14 protein-coding genes are annotated in these 18,910 nt (G+C 61.8%); 3 read left to right on the forward strand and 11 right to left on the reverse strand.

Annotated elements, in window-relative coordinates; genetic code table 11:
• Nucleotides 1–34: 34 nt before the first annotated feature.
• The 3 genes from RIE53_07860 to RIE53_07870 all read left to right on the forward strand — a co-directional run bounded on the left by RIE53_07860 (nucleotide 35) and on the right by RIE53_07870 (nucleotide 4,781).
• Entirely contained in the window at nucleotides 35–517 is a 483-nt protein-coding gene (locus tag RIE53_07860; GenBank protein MEQ9104600.1) for a hypothetical protein, read from the forward strand.
• A 2-nt stretch (nucleotides 518–519) separates the two neighbouring features.
• The gene (locus RIE53_07865) at nucleotides 520–2,844 is read left to right on the forward strand and encodes a hypothetical protein (protein MEQ9104601.1); all 2,325 of its coding nucleotides are present in this window, start codon (nucleotides 520–522) and stop codon (nucleotides 2,842–2,844) included.
• A 119-nt stretch (nucleotides 2,845–2,963) separates the two neighbouring features.
• Nucleotides 2,964–4,781 (forward strand): hypothetical protein, encoded by a 1,818-nt coding sequence (locus RIE53_07870; GenBank protein ID MEQ9104602.1) that lies wholly within the window; start codon nucleotides 2,964–2,966, stop codon nucleotides 4,779–4,781.
• A gap of 24 nt (nucleotides 4,782–4,805) precedes the next feature.
• Here the strand turns inward: RIE53_07870 and bshB1 are convergent, their stop codons facing one another.
• From bshB1 to RIE53_07925, 11 genes are all read right to left on the reverse strand, one after another.
• Nucleotides 4,806–5,561 carry a bacillithiol biosynthesis deacetylase BshB1 gene (gene bshB1 / locus RIE53_07875; GenBank protein ID MEQ9104603.1) on the reverse strand — a complete coding sequence of 252 codons (756 nt, stop codon included), beginning with the start codon at nucleotides 5,559–5,561 and terminating at the stop codon, nucleotides 4,806–4,808.
• On the reverse strand, nucleotides 5,558–8,263 hold the full coding sequence (leuS, locus tag RIE53_07880) for a leucine--tRNA ligase (GenBank protein ID MEQ9104604.1): 2,706 nt from the start codon (nucleotides 8,261–8,263) through the stop codon (nucleotides 5,558–5,560). Before leuS ends, bshB1 begins: the two co-directional genes overlap by 4 nt.
• Before the next feature lie 24 nt (nucleotides 8,264–8,287).
• Complete coding sequence (bshC, locus tag RIE53_07885) at nucleotides 8,288–9,898, reverse strand: bacillithiol biosynthesis cysteine-adding enzyme BshC (GenBank protein MEQ9104605.1); 1,611 nt, start codon at nucleotides 9,896–9,898, stop codon at nucleotides 8,288–8,290.
• Nucleotides 9,895–10,485, reverse strand: coding sequence for a bifunctional nuclease family protein (locus RIE53_07890; protein MEQ9104606.1), 591 nt, complete (start codon nucleotides 10,483–10,485; stop codon nucleotides 9,895–9,897). The genes bshC and RIE53_07890 overlap by 4 nt, the downstream gene beginning before the upstream one ends.
• Before the next feature lie 13 nt (nucleotides 10,486–10,498).
• Nucleotides 10,499–11,593, reverse strand: a complete 1,095-nt coding sequence (gene hisC, locus RIE53_07895) for a histidinol-phosphate transaminase (protein ID MEQ9104607.1) — start codon at nucleotides 11,591–11,593, stop codon at nucleotides 10,499–10,501.
• Nucleotides 11,594–11,646: 53 nt separating this feature from the next.
• Nucleotides 11,647–12,006: a DUF3276 family protein gene (locus RIE53_07900; GenBank protein ID MEQ9104608.1), complete on the reverse strand. Its 360-nt coding sequence runs from the start codon at nucleotides 12,004–12,006 to the stop codon at nucleotides 11,647–11,649.
• 119 nt (nucleotides 12,007–12,125) lie between these two features.
• Nucleotides 12,126–13,841: a trypsin-like peptidase domain-containing protein gene (locus RIE53_07905; protein MEQ9104609.1), complete on the reverse strand. Its 1,716-nt coding sequence runs from the start codon at nucleotides 13,839–13,841 to the stop codon at nucleotides 12,126–12,128.
• Nucleotides 13,842–13,850: 9 nt separating this feature from the next.
• Nucleotides 13,851–14,657 carry a purine-nucleoside phosphorylase gene (locus RIE53_07910; protein ID MEQ9104610.1) on the reverse strand — a complete coding sequence of 269 codons (807 nt, stop codon included), beginning with the start codon at nucleotides 14,655–14,657 and terminating at the stop codon, nucleotides 13,851–13,853.
• A complete protein-coding gene (locus RIE53_07915; GenBank protein ID MEQ9104611.1) occupies nucleotides 14,654–17,317 on the reverse strand; it encodes a PP2C family protein-serine/threonine phosphatase in 2,664 nt (887 codons plus the stop codon). The genes RIE53_07910 and RIE53_07915 overlap by 4 nt, the downstream gene beginning before the upstream one ends.
• A 69-nt stretch (nucleotides 17,318–17,386) precedes the next feature.
• The gene (locus RIE53_07920; GenBank protein ID MEQ9104612.1) at nucleotides 17,387–18,067 is read right to left on the reverse strand and encodes a RecX family transcriptional regulator; all 681 of its coding nucleotides are present in this window, start codon (nucleotides 18,065–18,067) and stop codon (nucleotides 17,387–17,389) included.
• Between the two features lie 6 nt (nucleotides 18,068–18,073).
• Nucleotides 18,074–18,910: a hypothetical protein gene (locus RIE53_07925; protein ID MEQ9104613.1), complete on the reverse strand. Its 837-nt coding sequence runs from the start codon at nucleotides 18,908–18,910 to the stop codon at nucleotides 18,074–18,076.

The raw sequence follows: 18,910 nt of genomic DNA on the forward strand, positions 1-18,910 counted from the left end.
ACATTCCCTGAACGCTCACGACGAGACTCGACCCATGGAACTCGTTCCCATTCTTTCGACCATCATTCTTGTAGGCACCATCGCCACGTTCATCCTGGCCGTGGCGGCTTACGTGCTCTACAAGATCCGCGAACGCCGCGCCCACGAGGAAGGCGGTCTGCAGGTCCAACCTGCCCAGGAGCCCCACGTCCTGGTCGCACCACAGCAGCCGCAAATGATTCAGCAGCCGCAATACCAGCAGCCGCAGTATCAGCAGCAGCCGCAGACCAACGTCTACGTAGGCAGCCAGCAGGAACAGGCCGGCGCGACGCGCTCCGCTGTTCCGTCCGGCTCCTCGCCATCCCAGACGCCGCAGGCCCGTCCGCCCCAGGTGGCCCAGCCTTCGCAGCAGAACTCCTTGTTCTGGGAATACACCGACGAAGGTTTCGTACCCGTCCGTCCTGACGACGTGCAGGAACGGGAAGAAGACACGCGTCGCGGAAGTGAATCCAGCGACGAAGGCTACGCCTGGTTGTAATCATGCGCACCCTCCAACTCGAAAGGATCAGCACCATTTGGTTCCTGACGCTCGGCGTGACTTCGCTGGCGGCAGGAATCCTGGTGTACATCCTGCTTTTGGAGAGTGCCTTGGGTGCGTTCAGTATCCGTGAGGCCTCTCCGACGCAGATCGGCGTCGATACGCGCCCCCGGATTGCCCTTCTGAACAGTGAATACACGAAGGAAGCCCACAAAATCCTGAACCTCCGCGATACGAGCACGGCGTGGGTCGACCAGACGCTCATTTCCTGGCGGGAGTTCTTCATCAACCAGAAGCCGCTCATTCCCTTCACGGACATCAGTGATGATGACCTGGAATACGGCGATCTCTCGGAATATCAGGTACTCGTGCTGCCGTCCGTCCGGGCCATGAGCGACCTGCAGATCCAGCGTGTCCAGGAATTCATGCAGAACGGAGGCAGCGTGATGGCCACATGGACGCCGGGAATCTATCGTCCCGACGGGTCGTGGCGCGGCTGGAGCTTCATGGAAGAGACCTTCGGGGTCGAGTTCGAGGACTTCGTGGAGCGCGGGCAGGGAAACTTCCGCGTCTATGCCGACACGTTCCCCGGCCAGATGCTCGACGGCATCTATCTGCCACGATACCTGACGGAATCGGATCGATTCATTCCACCATCCACCGGTGATGAAGGCCATGAGGCATTCCGGGCGAATCAACAGCGCCGTGCATCCGAAATGGACTTCCCTCCGCTCCAGGACTACGTCTGGTTCGATACGCTGAACTCCGCCCAGCCAACGGTCGACTGGGCACGTGCCCGCCAGATCCGTGCAGAAATTCGCGACCTGGATGGTTCGCTCCGTGAGCAGGATGCCGTGGTGGTGTCCTATTTCACCTGGACCGGCCGGGACCTTGGCGACGACATTCCATTCCCCCGTACGAGTGGCGGTATTCGTCGTCTCACGCTGCGAGCGGGTACCCCCATCTCTGCCGACATTCCGCCGGGGTATCGCGTCAAGATCCAGGTCTACAATCCGGGCGTGAAAGTCCGCGTGGTGGACGAGGACCGGGCAAAGGCGGCCGCGTTCTGGTTCGACTTCGCTACCGAGGACCTGGTCAGCCAGGACCAGTTGACCGAGTCCTCCGGCATTGTCTATGGCAATTACGGAGCGGGTCGCTTCGTCTACATGGGATTCCAGCGCAACGCCATGGGCGTCGGACCGGACGACGCCGAGGACTGGGAAATCCTGCAATACTATTTCCGGAACACCATGAACTACCTGCGTCGTCTGCCGACGATATGGGTACACGACTGGCCGTACAACTACACGGCGGCTGCCATGGTGACCGGAGCGGCAGAGTCGTCGGAGGGCATTGGTCGCTTCGCGTCGTTTGCCGACATGTTGGACAGGCAGGATGTGCCGGGAACATGGCTCGTCAAGCCTGAACAGGCCGCTCCGCACACGTCTCTTCTGCGCCGCCTGCACCGGACCGGGGACGTGGCGGTGTACGATACGCTTCGCGTGGAGGCAGATGGTTTGCCCGAGAATCAGGCGGTCCGGCTGCAACGGATGCGGGACATGCTGGAATCCATCGTGGATGGACGCGTACAAGGGTACCGTTCCACCGAGCGCGGCATACTGGGTCGGAATACGATGGGTGGACTCACGCGTGCCGGCTACACCTATTTCATGCCGGATTCCATCGGTCGCCGGATTGCCCCGAAAATCATGGGCTTCCCCTACGAAACGCTCACTCGGATTGGCACGACCATCAAGGGCGAACAGGACGTGTTGCGCGACCTGGACGAGAGCGGACGCGATTTGCTCACCGGCCTCATGCTGGAGGATGTGAACCGCATCCAGTATGAAGGCGGACTGTACAATCTCGTTTACAATCCCGAAACCATCGGGTCGGGGACACTGAACACACTCGTCTCCACACTGAAGGACGGCGATTTCTGGATTGCGCCCGGTGACTCCATTGCCCTGTGGTGGCGTTTGAAGAAGGGTCTGAATGCCGACGTGGAGCAACGCAGCCCGTCCCGTATTTTCGTGCGCGTCTCGAATGATAACGGACATACGGCCAAGGAAGCCACGGTATCCATTTCATTGGGCCGTTCGGTCACGGCCGTGAACGTGCGTCCGGAGCTCATCAATATTTTCCGGCCCGTTCCGGACGAAGTGGACATCCCTCCGTATCGCCTGCGTGAAAACGGCACCATCCTGGAGTTGTCCATCCGCGAATTGAAGCCACAGCAGTACCGGATTTTCCACGTCGATCTCCTGGACGAGCGGTTTGCCCTCCATGATCAGAACAGGAACAGTGACGAAGGGGGAGGCGAATGAGGCTCCGGCTTCTTCCATATCCATCCCGTCAGGCCGGGCTCTGCGCCACATTGGTGCTCACGCTGTGCGCGTTGTACCTCTTGCCGTCTACCGCGCTCTCCCAGCCTGTACAGAAATTCGTGACGCTGCAGGCCCCCGCGCGCACCGTTGCAACGGATCTGTCGGACCTGCTGGCCGACCAGAAGCCGCGCGTGGCCCTCTATACGGCGACGCACACCCGGACCTATGTCGGAGGAAATGCCCGACTGGTCGACGATGCGGTCTATTTCTGGGAATTGTTGCTGCTGGGTCTGCGACTTCCTTACGACTCGATTGACGACCGGGACATCGACCGGCGCATTGACAAGGATTATGAAATCCTGATCATGCCCGTTGCCGAGGCGCTCTCGGACCGGCAGAAGCGCCGACTGCGCGAATATGTCCGGGATGGCGGAAATATCATTGCTTCCGGCCGATTCGGAATGTTCGATGAACAGGGCAACCGGACCGATGGCGGGTTCTTCCGGGACATGGTGGGCGCGGAGTTCGTTGAGAACGTGCCCGGCCAGCCCTACGGATACCTCCAGACATTGACCGGGAAAGGCCCCGTGTCGGCCGGCGTGGACCCTGGATACCAGTTGAATATTGCGGCCCAGCAGCCCCTGGCGGCTGCCCGTCCGGTCGAAGGAATGGGTCTGGGGCGCGTGGTCACCTATGCTCCTTCCGATCAGGCGGCCTTCGATTCGCTCACGACGGCCGTATACAACCACTCCGACGACGGTCACGTGTTGTGGACCCGGTTTCATGCCCACGAGGTGTCCAGGGCGGACATGCAACAGTACATGTGGCAGCGGCTCGTGGTGAATTCCTTTGTGGACATGACAGGAGGAGTCAGCGTGTCGGTGGCCCCGTGGCCGAACGCCCATCCCATGGCGCTCAGTGTCGCCGTGCTTCCGACAGTCGGGTATGACCCGCTGGCGTTCTCGGGAGGCGTGACCCAACTGCTGGATATCCTGGCCACGGCACGCGTTCCCGGCAGTTTCTATCTGACATCCACGGAACTGTCGTCCCTGAATGACCTGCGCAACCGTCTGATTACGGCCGGTGAAGTCGGTGTGACCGCTGAAAGTGATCGGGTGCTGAAGGGGCAACCCATGGAAGTGCAACGCGACCGGATCATGAAGGCGAAGCGTGACCTCGGCATTGAAACCCTGCACGGCATCTATCCCCCCGGTGGATTTTTCGACGGAAACACCATCCGCGTGATGGACGACCTGGCCGTCGACTATCTGGTATTGCCGGGTCTGGACTCCTGGGCACCCGGGGAGCTCAACTGGTGGAACCATGTGGACTACCGGGAGCGCCTGAACCAGGACGAAGTGATCGAAGAAACGCCGCAGGTCGAACTGTTCGTGCCGGGCGGAAGTACGGCCAGTCAGCAACCCCAGCCAACCGGCCCTCCTCCGAAAACGTTGCCGGATCCCGTAGCGACGGTCTCCATCATTGAAGGCATTGCTCCGACATTCGAGGCATCGTACCGCCTGGTCCGGGACGTGAACGGCCACTACGTACTGCCCTATTACCCGGAAACCTACTCGGCCCGGACGACATCGGCCGCCGACCTGGAACGGACGCTGGCCCTGGCCCGCTCGGAACGGGCATGGATTGCCACCGTGAGCGACGCGCTCATCTGGTGGCGTCAGCGTCAGAGCATCCGGCCGCTCATCGTGTCGCTGGGTCGGCAGGAAATGCACATTGACGTCAACAACGACAGTGAATCGATTGTGGACGGTGCCGTACTGGAGATCAAGATGGGCGACCAGCGCTTCCGCAACATGCGGGTGGCCGGTGGCGAAGGGGAAGTCCGGTATGAGGAGGAGTCCGGTGTGGCCTATGTCCACTTGCCGACCCTCGACCTGGGGCCCCGCCGCGTGGTCCTCACATGGGACCGGCGTTGAACCAGCCTGCCCCTCTACTCTACCCTAGCGAAACGGGCGCTCCTTGCTGAGCATGCCCATGAGGTCATGCGTTCCCATGGGCCCGTGCCGGTAGATGAACGGCTCGCCATAGGTGGCTCCGATCCGGTACCCCGCCACGCGCATGCGCGCTTCTATCCACTGCATGAAGGCCGGATTCGAGATGAAAGTCTCGGGTTCGTCCGGCGCCGCGACGTAATCGGGCGAGTGGAACTGCGACGTGTAGGCTCTCAGCGCCTGCATGCGGCGCTCCCAGACATCCGATACGTCGACCACGAGCGTCGGCTCGAGCTCGATGGACTGGATGTAATGCAGGACGTGATGCGGCCGCCAGGCTTCCTGGAGAACGCCGTTTTCGTCCTTTGTTTCAATTTTCGTCAGACCCGACTGGAAGACGGCGTCCCCGACCAGTCGGGCGGCGGCCGGATGGTCCGGGTGCCGGCAGTCCGGCGCATTGATGAGCAGGATATGGGGCCGCAACGCCCGCAGGGTCCGGATGACTTTCAGGCGGTTCTCGTGCGTGTCGGCAATATCACCATCGGGGATGTCCAGGTTCAGGCGCGTTCGGACCCCGAGGATACGGGCGGCCTCGGCGGCCTCGGCCGCCCGACCGCTGACCGTGCCGCGCGAGCCCAGTTCGCCGCGCGTCAGGTCCACAATACCCACCGAATGCCCCTGGTCGACCAGGCTGCAGATGGTTCCGCCGGCGAACAGTTCCACGTCGTCGGGGTGGGCTCCGAAGGCGACTACATCACAGGTCATGATACCACCAGGTTGACCAGACGGCCGGGAACGTAGATTTCGCGGCGCATCGTTTTGCCTTCCAGGTGCCGGGCCACATTCGGATCGAGCTTCGCGACAGAGAGGATGTCTTCTTGCGAGGCGTTCGCATCGACCGAAATAGTCGCCCGGAGCTTGCCGTTGACCTGGACGGCCAAGTCAATGGTGCTGTCCTTGAGCAGGGCCGGGTCGGCCACGGGCCAGGGTTTGTAGGCGAGCGTTTCCGCATGTCCCATCCGGCTCCAGAGTTCCTCTGCCATGTGGGGGGCAAGCGGCGCCAGCATGAGCACGAATGAGCGGGCCACGTCGCGGGGAATCCGTTCCAGGGCAATGAGTTCGGACGTGAATTCAATGAGCGCGGCAATCGCCGTGTTGAAGCTCATCCGTTCCATGTCGTGGGTGACCCGCTCGATGGTCTTGTGCAGGCTGCGGAGCAGGGCCTCCGGCGCCACCTCGTCAGTCACCAGGAGTTCGCCGCTGTCCTCGTCGACGAAATTGCGCCATACCCGGCGCAGGAAGCGGTTGACCCCCACGATGTCGCGGGTATTCCACGGTTTGGATGCGTCCAGCGGGCCCAGGTACATCTCGTACAGACGGAGCGTGTCGCATCCGTACTGCTCGTTGATTTCGTCCGGGCTTACGGCGTTTTTCAGGCTCTTGCCCATCTTGCCGTACTCCTGCGTGACGGGCTCCCCATCGTGGAAGAAGCGACGGCCGGGTTGATCCTGGACCTCGGTGGCCGGGCGGCCGTCCTGGTCCACCACTTCGGTGGCTTCCACGGCTATGCCCCGGGCATCGCGGTAGGCGTAGGCCTGGATATAGCCCTGGTTGTAGAGCCGTCCAAAGGGCTCCTTGGTACCTACATGGCCCAGGTCGAACAGCACCTTGTGCCAGAACCGGGCATAGAGCAGGTGCAACACGGCATGCTCGACACCTCCGATGTACAGGTCCACGCCATTGTCGCCCATCCAATACCGTTCTTTCCCCGGCGCCACGAAGGCCTCGTCGTTGGTATTGTCCAGGAAGCGGAGGTAATACCAGCAGGAGCCGGCCCATTGCGGCATGGTGTTCAGCTCGCGCTCGTAGGTAACACCGTCCAGTTCCACCGTGCGCCAGGCTTCCGGTGCCCGACTCAGCGGCGGGCGGGGCGGGGCATCGGGGTCGGACGTGGCGGTGGGGCGGAAGTCGTCCATCGGGGGGAGTTCCACCGGCAAATGCTCCTCCGGAACGGCGCGAACCGTGCCGTCGGGGCCGTGCAGGATGGGAAACGGTTCGCCCCAGTACCGCTGCCGGCTGAACAGCCAATCGCGCAATTTGTAGGTGACCGTCCCTTCGCCGTGGCCGTGTTCTTCGAGCCAGGCAATCATTTTCTTCTTGGCGGCCGCCATTTCCAGGCCGTCCAGGAAGCCGGAGTTGATGGCGGCTCCGTCCCCTGTCCATGCCTTGCCTTCGAAGTCGTCCGGTGGCTGAACGGTCCGCACGATGGGGAGGTCAAACGTCTCGGCGAATGCCCAGTCCCTGTCGTCCTGAGCCGGAACGGCCATGATGGCTCCCGTCCCGTAGCCCATCAACACATAATCGGCCACCCAGATGGGAATCCGTTCTCCGTTGACAGGATTCACGGCAACGGCACCCGTGTCCACACCCGTCTTGGTCTTGCTGTCGGCCATCCGGTCGATGTCCGTCTTTGCTGCGGTGACGCTTCGGTAGGCGTCCACGGCCGACTGGTGGTCAGGCGTCGTAACACGGTCCACCAGCGGGTGCTCCGGCGCGAGGACCATGTACGTAGCTCCGAAAAGCGTGTCGGGCCGGGTGGTGAACACGCGGATGGTCTCGTCGTGTCCATGTACGCGGAAGTCCACGTGGGCGCCCTCGCTCCGGCCGACCCAGTTGCGCTGCATGAGCTTGACGGGCTCCGGCCAATCGACGTCATCCAGGTCGCGCACCAACCGGTCCCCGTACGCGGTAATCCGCAGCATCCACTGCTTCAGGGGACGCTTGAACACCGGATAATTGCCCCGTTCGCTCCGGCCGTCGTTCGTCACCTCTTCGTTGGCCAGGACCGTCCCCAGCTGCGGGCACCAGTTCACGGGTACCTCGGCGAGGTAGGCCAGGCGGTATTCAGCCAGGACGGCCTCCTTCTCCGCTGCCGTCTTGCCGTTCCATGCAGGATCCTGTGCGGCCAGCCGGTCTTCCAGTTCCGCAATCGGGCGCGCCCGTTCCTGCTCGGCATCGTACCAGGAGTGGTAGAGCTGCAGGAAGATCCACTGGGTCCAGCGATAATAGTCCACATCCGTCGTGGCCAGTTTCCGATCCCAGTCATAACTCAGACCGATCGACTTCAGCTGCCGGAGCATGTTCTCGATGTTCGTCTCGGTCGTGACCCGCGGATGCACGCCGTGCTCCACGGCATACTGCTCAGCGGGTAGGCCGAACGCATCGAAACCCATGGGGTGCAATACGTTGAAGCCACGCATCCGCTTGTACCGCGCCGTGATGTCGGTCGCAATGTACCCCAGGGGGTGACCCACGTGCAGTCCCACGCCACTGGGGTAGGGAAACATGTCGAGGACGTAGAACTTGGGGCGGGACGTGTCGGGCGACTCGGGAGTGCGGAAGGTCTTGCAGGACTCCCAGTGGTCCTGCCATTTCTGTTCTATCTGCCGGAAGGGGTAATCAGCCATCGGAAAAAATGCGTGGGATGATGCTCAAATACTCAGTACTTGATGCGTCTCGGTGTCCAGTTCCAACTCGTCCAGCAACCGCTGGGTGAAACCGGGACCGTATTTGTTCATGAAGTACACCGGACTCACAAAACGTTCCTGCAACGTTCCGTCCGGGACGAGCGACAGGATGGCGCGCTCCAATTGGTCGCGGACAATGTCCTGCCGGGACCGTTCGGCCTTGACCAGGCGGTTCTTCAGCCCGGACCACTCTTTCATGAACTGGGCCCGCATGGCCTCGGCGCTCTTCACGAGCGAGGGATCCATCTGCTCGATGACTGGCTTGATCGCGTTCACGGCCTCGTGGAGATGTTTGCCTGCCGAAGAAAAGACCTCGTCCAGGTCAACGTCCATGTTGTCCAGCACCACGCGACGGAACAGCCGGTCGAGTTGGTCTTCCAGGTCCGGCACGTCGAGGCTGTAGCGGTCCAGGACTTTCTCAATGCGTCGTTCAACGAGCGAGACACTTGCCCTCGGGAAAATGATGGGCATCGGTATGTGGGCCCACGTGTACAACGGTTTGAACTGGGCGAAATAGGCGACTTCCCCGGGTCCGGCCACATAGGCTGCGGTTGGCAGGACGGCATCCTGGAGCAGCGGGCGAAGGACTACATTGGGGCTGAAGGAGCCGGGATCCCGGGACAACAGATCGAGCAGATCGGCCTCGGTGATGGGTGTTCCGTCCCGGAGCTCGAGGCCCTGGTCGCCTGCATCCACGGCCACGCGGCCGTCCTCCCGATGCAGGAACAGATTCGTGGGGGACGAAGTGACCTGGGCGTGCCAGGACGTGGAGAGCGAGCTGCTGACGGTTTCCAGACGCTCGTGGCTACCCCGCCAGTCGTTGATTTCATGTTCGAAGACCTGTTCCCCGAGTCGCTTCAGATCCGGATCGTCCGGAGACACGAACAGGATGCGTCCGGTCCCGGTCATGGCCTGCATGACCTGGACGAAGGCGGAAAGGAACGTGCGACCAGGAACGTAGGCCTCCCGCAGCAGGCGCATGACGTCGTCGCGGAATTCCGTGGGCTGCAACAAACCCTCCAGTTCGTCCAGCGTACCGACGATGCCCTCGGGGAGGGTCCGTCTGCCGATGGCCCGTCCGTTCTGGGTCTCATCATCCGGACACGTGATGGTCTTCGGAGTGTCTCCCTCGAACAGACCGCACCAGGCAATTTCCTCGAAGTCGTGATCCTCTCCTTCGAGCCAGAACACGGGGACGACCGGTCGTCCCGTTTCGAGCTCCATCCGGGACGCCAGTTGGATGGTCGTGAGGGTCTTGTACAGCGTGTAGAGGGGGCCGCCAAACAGGCCCAGTTGCTGCCCCGTGACGACAGCGACCGATTCCGGGTTTTCCAGCTTCAGGATGAGGGGCTCACTGGCGTCGAGAATGCCCCATTCCCGGGCCTGCTTTCGAAGCAGATGTGTCAGGGGCTTCCGGTCAGGATGCGCGCTTGCCGCAGCTTCCGCACGGGCTGCCCGATCGGCTGCCAGCCGGAAGTCTCCGTTGAAAAAGGATTCCAGTTTGTCCGGCTCATGGACATAGTCACTGAACAGCCGGGAGAATGATTGAAAGGATGAAAAGGGAATCCGTCTCAATTGCTCTCACTTTTCAATCGGCTGATATCATCCCGCAGCCGAGCCGCCCGTTCGTAGTCTTCCTCCGCGATGGCGGTCTGAAGGTCGTCCTCCAGTTTCTCCAGCGCGGACTTGGGTTCGGCAGGCTCCGGTTCGGCCATGGCTTCGGACGGGGCATCTTCGCTCTCGTCGTCCGAGTCGTCGGCCGGAATGCCCGCTTCGTCCAGCACGGCCGCGTCCACGAAAATAGGGGCGTCGACACGTACGGCCAACGCGACGGCATCGGACGGTCGTGCGTCCAACTGCCCGGATGCACCCGCAATGGCGTAGCGGATCTTGGCGAAGAACGTGCCTTCCCGCAGCTCATCGATCACGATATCCGTGACCTCCGCGCCCACGGCGTTGAACAGGTCCCGGATGAGGTCGTGTGTCATGGGCCGGGGCGGCTGGATTTTCTCCAGTTCGAGGGCAATGGACTGGGCCTCGAACGCCCCGATAATGATGGGCAGTCGGCGGTTTCCATTCACTTCGCCCAGCACAAGGGCATATGCCCCTCCACTGGAGGGACTCGTGGAAAGGCCTATGATATCGACTTGGACAAAATCCATACGGATGGGTGGGCTATGGCATTTCCGACAGAGCAGAGGTCAACGCATCCAGAAATGCCTGGTTCTCATGGGGCGTTCCGGCATTCACCCGGAGCCATCCTTTCAGCTCCGGGTACCCGCCCATGTTGCGTACAAGTACCCCCCGGTCCGCCAATCGTTCAAGCATGTCGGACGGGTCGTGTCCGGTACGGAAAAGTACGAAGTTTGCCTGGGACGGCAGTACATCCACGGCAGGCATGTCCTGGAGCGCGCCCGTCAGGCGCGCAGTGGCGTCCTGGATGAGACCAATCCGCTCCTGGATGATCTCCGGGTGCTGAACCAGGGCCATGCCCACGGATTCAGCCATCCGATCCACCATGAACGGCAAACGGGCCTTGAGCAGGTGACCGGTGACTTCCGGATGGGCCACCAGGTACCCCAGCCGGATACCGGCAAGACCGAACGCCTTCGACAGTGTCCGGACCACGATCACATTGGGATGCTCCGGCAGCAGTGTCAATGCGGAGGCTTCCGGGTTGAACTCGTGGTAGGCTTCATCCACCACCACGAATCCACGGGCTGTTTCCACAATCCGCTTCACGTCCCGGAACGGCATGGCCAGGCCGGTCGGATTGTTCGGAGTGGTTACAATGCTCACGTCCGGATCTTCGGTCCGGATGGCATCCAGCAACGCCTCGGTATCGAACTGCAGGTTTTCCCGCGGTGCGACGCCCACCACACGACCACCAAAGAGCCGGATGACCGACTCATAAAGCGCGAACATGGGTCGCGGCACGACGACCGGGCGGTCCGGGCGAATGAGGCAAAGCCCGATGGTGTGGGTCAATTCGTTGGATCCGTTTCCCACAAGGATGCCGGACGGATCCACACCCAGGCTGGTGGCAAGCGCGTGGACGAGTCGGTCCGGTTGTTCCGACGGATACCGGTTGAAGGGAATCTGGAACCAGGACTCCAGCAATTCCCGCTTCAGGACCGGCGGAAGATCGAACGGACTCTCGTTCTGGTTCAGCTTGTAGGGAACGCTGCGTGCACCGGGCACGATGTAGGGGCGCTCGGCGCGGACTTGGCTGCGCAAGCGTTCAACCAGCAGATCGTCGGGCTCTTTCACGGTACCTGGAACGGATGGCGGGTGGGAGACGGGCAGATCACCCGCACACCGGATCAGTGGCCTCCGGGTTCCCCGTCAAATTCGGAAAGATGGGGAAGACCCCTGAATTCGAAGTCCGGCAGGCACTCTTCCTGCACGAATCCTACGGCTTCGTGCAAGGCCGACACGAATTTCCCGAAGTCCTCCTTGTACAGGAAGATCTTGTGCTTTTCGTAGGATTCCTCACCCGTTCGTTTGCTTTCCGTGATGGTCAGGAAGAAGTCTTCCCCGGAACGGGTTGTCTTGACATCGAAGAAGTACGTACGCTTGCCGGCGGGGACCCGTCGGGAGAACACCTCATCCCGATAGCTCCCGCGTTGATCATCCCCGTGATATCCACCGTGATAATCGTCATCAGAATAATCCTGGCTCATGGTTTCCTCCGCGCTCGCAGCCCGATTGGTGGTTGGGTTGCCGGGAATATGCACAAATCGCGACAAGAAAAGCAACGGATGCCCGTCACGGGCGCCCTGGTGCACCTCTCAACAGCCTTCTAAAGAAGGTCAGGGATCCGGAACGGCACGAGGGGCATTTCGGTGAGACTGCTGGGACCCCATTCAGGACGCGCAATCATCCGCGCCAGTCGACGGGCCCAGTAGCCGTCCACGCGCGCCAGGGCGCCCGCTACCTGCCGGGCTTCGTTGAGTTGCCCCTGGGCCACGTGGACCTGACCCAGGTCGAAGAGGGCGGGTGCAAAGGACGGGTCGTACGCAATCACGTCCTGCAGCAACGCGGCTGCACGACTCCATGCATGCATACCCATCGCGCTCCTGGCGCGTCCATAGGTGGCCAGATGCCGGAATGGGCCGGCGGCGGCAGCGCGCCCGAAATGCAGATCGGACTCCGTCCAGTCGCGCCGTGCCAGATTGATGAGTCCCAACAGATAATTGGCGCCGTAGTGTCCGGGTTCGGCCTGGATGGAGGCCTGGAAACCCTGTTCCGCGAGTTGCCTGTCTCCGCCGAGATGCGCCAGCAAGCCGAGGCTGTAGAGGAGTTCGGGGTCGGGTATGGGAGCGGAGATGGCCGCGTCCATGAGGTCCAGCAACTCCGACAGGATGAGCGACCGGGTTGCGGCTACGGATAATCCGTTCATATCCCGGCGACCGTCGGGACGGGACAGTGCGGCCATCGCCGCCCCCAACTCCGTCATCTGGTGCCAGGGGTCGTTTACGGGGATCAAATCCGCGATGGTGCGGGGCGGTTGCCCGTCCAGGAAGGGCTGCAGCAAGGGACGGGGGTCATGCGCGACCGTGATTTCTTCCCGGAGGACGTCCGTCCGGGGCGAAAGGACCGTTCCTGCTGTAACAATGCCCACAACATCACCCCTGGAATCCAACAGCGGACTTCCGCTGTCGCCGGGTCGGACGGGGTTCGTGGTAATCCATCGACGCCCATCCATTCCAGCATGGAGGCGCCCGGTGGATTGGCGTCCCGGAGAGAGGGTATACAGCCACTGTTCACTCGCATCCGCCGGGAGTGGTGCCAGACGGACAGGAGCAATGCCTTCATCCAGGATGACCGAAGGATCGACATACAACAACGCCAGGTCACGCTCGGCACTGATGGCCCAACCCCGTCCGACGCGCATCTGTCGTCCTGACGGGAGTAGGACGGTAATGACCGATGCATTCCGGATGATATGCCAGGACGTGAGCACGGCAGAACCGGCTACCAGAACGGCGTGACCGTCCCTGCGCAGCAGCGTTGTACCGGCCGCGGATTGTATTTCTGCAAACAGCGGCAGAACGGCACGGGCCAGGTCTGGAGTAAACGCAGGACGTGGAACGACTTCGACCGGGATGCCCGGCGCCTCCACGGGACGACCCGCATTCGGAAGAATCCATGGACCCACGGTGACGATGTCCGGCCGGGGATCTTCGGCCACATAGATGAAGGTCCGCGTGAATCGATAGACCATGGTGCCCGCTATGGCCTGGCCATCCCTGGACTGGGGCCTCGTCGCATTCACCTGGCGCAACGGACCGTCCGGTGCCGGACTGGACACATCCGACAGAAGCCACCCGGTTGACAAGGCATCCCGGGCGTGGGATGCCGAAACATAGGCGGAAAGTTCAACACGCAGGGTATCGCCGGGAAACAATACACTGCGATCGGCCTCCGCGCGAAGCTGGACATCCTGTACCACCTGGGCCCGCCCCTGTCCCGCGAGGACTGGAAGCAGTACCAGGAAAAGGGCTATGTGGCGCAAGCCGCGCATTCAACTGCGGGCCGCGATGATTCCCAGGACCAGACGCGAGAGGTCGGCTTTGACGCGACGACCCGTCTCAAGGACTTCTTCGTGATTCAGCGGGGCGGTGTTCAGGCCAGCGGCCGGATTCGTGATGGTGGACAGGCCGAGCACGGAAAGCCCCAGACGATGCGCCACCAACACCTCCGGTACCGTGCTCATGCCAACGGCATCGGCTCCGAGTTGCCGGAATGCCCGTATTTCGGCCGGCGTTTCGTAGTTCGGTCCCCGGGTCCAGATGTAGGTACCGGTCACTGTTGCTATGCCAAGGTCATCTGCCACGGTCCGGGCGCTCTCTGTCCAAGCGGCATCGTACGGATGGCTGGAACGCACCGGCGGCGCGAGCTCAGGAAGCAAGGCTTCCATCGGATTCTCGAAGGTCCAATTGATATGATCGGTAATCCACATCAATGTGCCGGGCGGATAGGCCGGATTGACGCCCCCAGCGGCGTTCGTCACGACCATGGACGTAACACCGAGGGCGGCCAGGAGACGGACAGGGAACGTGACGGCCGGCATGTCATGCCCTTCGTACATGTGCAGTCGTCCCTGGACAAAGACGACCTGGGTGCCCTCGAGCGTGCCGAAGACCAGCCGGCCCGAGTGTCCCTGCACCGATGACGCCGGATAGTCGGGAATGGAAGCGGTTTCCAGGACCACGGGATCCTGCATGATATCGGCCAGGTCACCGAGCCCCGATCCGAGCACAAGGCCCAGTTCGGGTGCAGGCCCCATGCGCGTCCTGACCCAAGCAGCCGCTCGCGACACGTCGCTCATGATTCCGCCTTCCGCTTGACCACCACCATCGTCATGTCATCGGACCGGCCCATGCCTTCAATGAAATGATGGACATCCTCCGTCAACAGCCGAAGGATGGCCGAGGCCGACTTGGAGCCCACCTGGGCTACCTTGTCAGCCAGGCGTTCATCCCCATACAGGTCACGCCTGGAGTTCATGGCCTCGGAAAATCCGTCCGTATACAGAACGAGGGCGTCGCCGGGTTGCAGGATGACCGTCATTTCCTCTATCCCGTTGTCGAAGACCTTGCCGTCTGAAAACCCGATGGCCATGCCGGCAGGCCGCAGGAATTTGTACGAGTTCTCCGATGCACGTCGCAGGATGGCCGGATTGTGTCCGGCACGCGCGAACGAGAATGTGCCTGTCTGGACGTCAAGTATTCCATAAATCATGGAGATGAAGGTCCCCGACGGCACGTTGATGCAGAAAAGGTGGTTCAGGCGGCGCATGACCTCCGCGGCGGGCAATTCCAGGCGGGCGAGGGTCTGAAGGATGCCTTTGACGAGGGTCATGTAGAAGGATGCGTGAATGCCTTTGCCGCTTACATCTCCGACCACGAATGCCACGCGCTGACCGTCCAGTTCGATGAAATCGTAATAGTCGCCGCCCACTTCGTTGGCCGGAAGACACATGCCCGCAATGTCCAGTCCCGCAATACGGGGCATGGTGCGGGGCAGGAAGTTGGCCTGGACCTGGTAGGCAATTTCAACCTCCCGCTTGACCCGCTCCTGGCTGGCCATCTCCGTCACGTACTCAGGAACGTATTCTTTCAGGTCACGACCGGATCGCCCGCCCAGGAGTGCGATGAATGCGAATACCAGGACAGATGTCAGCAACAGGGACGCCAGCAGCAGGTCCACCCAGGTGTCTATGCCGCCGACCAGGTACCCCTCTTTCAGTTGCCACAGCAGATGCGACGTGAACAAGGCCACGAGCATCGTCATGAGGTCGTATCGGTGGAACAGGACGCTGATCAGCAGCCCGAAGCCGGCCGATACCGCGAGGCCTTCCACCGTCATATGGAAATTGATGGGCGACGCATCCAGGATGATGGCGCCCAGAGTGACGATCGGAATGACGCACCAGGCCTTGTCGCAAATCCGATGGGCAATTACGCCGAAGCTCATGGCCAGCGTCACGGTGGAAAGCCATGACATGGCGAAACCGGCCATGACCACACCCAATACAGGTCGGGCAAACGTATCCGAAACCAACGTGTCTTCAATCTGAGGCTGCAACGCGTCAAATGCGAACATGCCAAGCGCTGCCACGCCGAGGAGTGCCCCGCCCCCGAGCATACCGCGGATGAGCATGGTGCCGAAAGGGACATTCTGAAGATCGCCATGCCGGAACAGGACCATGGTCCGCAACTTGCCCGGGAATCGGTCCCGGGACAGCGAATCCGTTACACCGGAGACCATGAAGACAAACAGCGATACGCCCCCTGCGACGACGGAAAAGAGAACAATCCGGACCAGGATATCGGCCCATAGTGGCCAGTCGAAACCGACGAATCGACCGTTGCTGCCCATGACCGCCACGCCGCCGATCAGCGTACCCACGATCACGGCATCGATCATGGCACTCTTGACGTCCACGAGACGGGACATCAATCGACGGAAGAATACCACGATGAAGATGATGACCAGCAGGATCCACGCGCCAACCGTAATGAACTGCATGACGGATGCCAGCATGCCGTACCCGTTGGTCATCCCGGGATTGAACTGAAGGTCAATGCGCCCCAGGTTGCCTGCGCTGGTCACCGTGGTTCGGGCCACAATGGACTGGCCGGCAATGGGGGGATCAGACACCAGGGTCACTTCGGCCATCCGACCGTCGGTACCGGCCAGGGTCCTCAGGGAATCCGTGCGCCAGGTCACACTCCGGAGTCCCGTGCGGTCGAAATGATGGGACAGGAGGATCCGCACGTCGGAGGAATCGAGCAGCACCATCTGTCCGGACTCCAGGCGCTGCAGGCGTTCGTCGGATGATCGTTCGCCCGGCGGGCGGGCGAGATCGAATCGCACGTGCCCCAGCAGGGTCGTATCGGACAACGCCGCCAGACGTGCACGCGTGGCGGCCACGCCCCCCGTGTCGGCCGCCACAATCCTGGCGAGTGCGCCCCGGTTGACCGTGAACTGGGCCGAACCGAACAGCCGTCCGGACCCGACGGTCCCCGACTCGTTGCGGAAACCGACGACGGCTCCATCCAGGTTCAGTTGGATCTCGAATACCGTGTCGAAGTCCGCAAAAGTGTCATCCGGACCGGCAGATGGGTCCCGGGTACGATAGGTCAGGTTCCAGAAATAGGCGGGAATGGGTGCCGCCGCGCCGGATGCCAGGAATGCGGTGGCGTCGCTCTGACCCAGCACCCGTTGGACCTGTTCCAACAAGTCTGTGTCGCGCATGAGCTTGGCCGACGTGGTCAAGTTGTCGACACTGTAGCCCTGTGAGGCCAGGAAAACATTGGCCCGGTCAATGGCCTCATCCTCGGTGAGGGAATAGACCGCGGCGCTGTCCGGATGCAGCCGCGGCATCATCAGGGCGAAGGCGGCCAGACCCAGAATACCGACCAGCAACAGCACGAAATCCGTACCGCGCAGGCTGAAGGTATCAAGTTTCCGGGTCGGCGACATTCAGGATACCCGAACGTTTCGGGGGGTATTTCTCCAACGTCCGAAAATAGGGTTCAGCATGGGAAGTGTTCAGCTTTTTTCTGCGTTCCGCCGAATGGCCTCCCGGATGGTGTCCACGCGATACCCCCGTCCGGCCAGCCACCGGATGATCTTGCGCTCCCGGATCCGGTCATCGGATTCGCGGCGGTATCGGACGTCCGCCTTCTCCATGAGGTCATCGAGCCGTGCGTCGAGGTCAACTTCCTGAATGAGCGACGCCAGGATATGATCGGCGTCGGCGGGACGTATCCCTTTCCGCATCAAATCCATGCGTACCCGTGCCGGTCCGTATTTGCCCAGTCGCGAACGGGCATACATCCGGCCGAACGCAGCATCGTCCAACAATCCGGTATCCAGGAGCATGCGGATGAGTCGTTCCGTTGTTTCCGGGGGCACGTCGAGCTGAGCCAGACGCTGGCGGACCTCCCGTTCGGACCGGGGGCGATACTCCAGGAAGCGCATGATGCGGGACCGGCTCCGGAAATACAGGTCCTCCTCCAGCAACTCGGCGCATTCCTGTACCGTCAATGTCCTTCCTTTCCGGAGTCCGTGGGATGCAATGAGATCCACATGAATGCCGAAAGCGAAGGCATCATCCAGGTAAATGGAGCACCGGTTGGCATCCTTGCGTTGCCAGACCAGCCTCGTTATGGTCCCGCCCGCGTCCGGGGGAGGGGTGCGCTGGATGGGTTTTATGCGCCCGATGGACATGTCGGCTTATGGAAGCTGGATGCGAATGCTGTCAAGAGCTATACCGCCCACGAAACCGATGGCTCCGGGTACATTTCCTTCACCGGCACGTGATCGCGTGTTGGCCCGGATCTCGGCCCAACTGGCGAACGCCCGGTCGCCCCGGACCAGGGCTACCATCAATGCGTGCGGGGGGAACGGACTGTTTTCTTCAGGGACAGGTACCGCATAGACCCCTTTCCAGACCGAACGTACCGTGGGGTCTTCCGGGAAAACAGCGTTGGGAAGCAGGAAGAAGTCGAGGATGGATGATGAGAACGCATCGTCCGGCACCAACTGCGCTTCCATCCACCAGCCTCCGTCCAGCACGTCCCATGCCACATCGACCTGGACCGGATAGACGTAGCCGCGTGCCGCATCCAGTCCCAGATCCAGGGAGTCCAGCCCGATGGCCAGGGTATCGACCAGGATGGCCGGGATGGCATCGGTCGACGGTGTGACCGTCCACGCCGAAATCGAGAGGGCAGGTGGCACCGTGCCGTTGGCGAGGATGGTCCGATCCTGCAACGTGACTTGGAGCGTGAACCGGTCACCGGGTCTGACGACGGGGACCGGATGGTCTACGGGGCCATACCGCCCATCGCCGAGCAGGGTGTAGGCGTGGGGGACGTTGTTCAGGTGCAGGACCACATTTGCATCCTCCCGTCCAGTGGTCCCTTCGGACCGCGGGGTGGTCAGCGACTGGACCGATCGGACCGAAACTTCAGGAAGGGGTTGGTTGGCCACTACGTACGCTTCGATGACCGGCAGGTCCGGCGGTTCGTGGACCACCGCGTCGCACGACGCAAGGACCCAGACAGCCAC

The sequence above is a fragment of the Rhodothermales bacterium genome (assembly GCA_040221055.1).
In the GTDB taxonomy this organism is placed as follows: Bacteria; Bacteroidota; Rhodothermia; order Rhodothermales; family UBA10348; genus 1-14-0-65-60-17.

Coding starts and splice junctions, on each gene's coding strand:
- RIE53_07860 (MEQ9104600.1), top strand. CDS start 35: ATGGAACTCGTTCCCATTCTTTCGACCATCATTCTTGTAGGCACCATC.
- RIE53_07865 (MEQ9104601.1), top strand. CDS start 520: ATGCGCACCCTCCAACTCGAAAGGATCAGCACCATTTGGTTCCTGACG.
- bshB1 (MEQ9104603.1), bottom strand. CDS start 5,561: ATGACCTGTGATGTAGTCGCCTTCGGAGCCCACCCCGACGACGTGGAA.
- leuS (MEQ9104604.1), bottom strand. CDS start 8,263: ATGGCTGATTACCCCTTCCGGCAGATAGAACAGAAATGGCAGGACCAC.
- RIE53_07890 (MEQ9104606.1), bottom strand. CDS start 10,485: ATGGATTTTGTCCAAGTCGATATCATAGGCCTTTCCACGAGTCCCTCC.
- RIE53_07900 (MEQ9104608.1), bottom strand. CDS start 12,006: ATGAGCCAGGATTATTCTGATGACGATTATCACGGTGGATATCACGGG.
- RIE53_07910 (MEQ9104610.1), bottom strand. CDS start 14,657: ATGAGCGACGTGTCGCGAGCGGCTGCTTGGGTCAGGACGCGCATGGGG.
- RIE53_07915 (MEQ9104611.1), bottom strand. CDS start 17,317: ATGTCGCCGACCCGGAAACTTGATACCTTCAGCCTGCGCGGTACGGAT.
- RIE53_07920 (MEQ9104612.1), bottom strand. CDS start 18,067: ATGTCCATCGGGCGCATAAAACCCATCCAGCGCACCCCTCCCCCGGAC.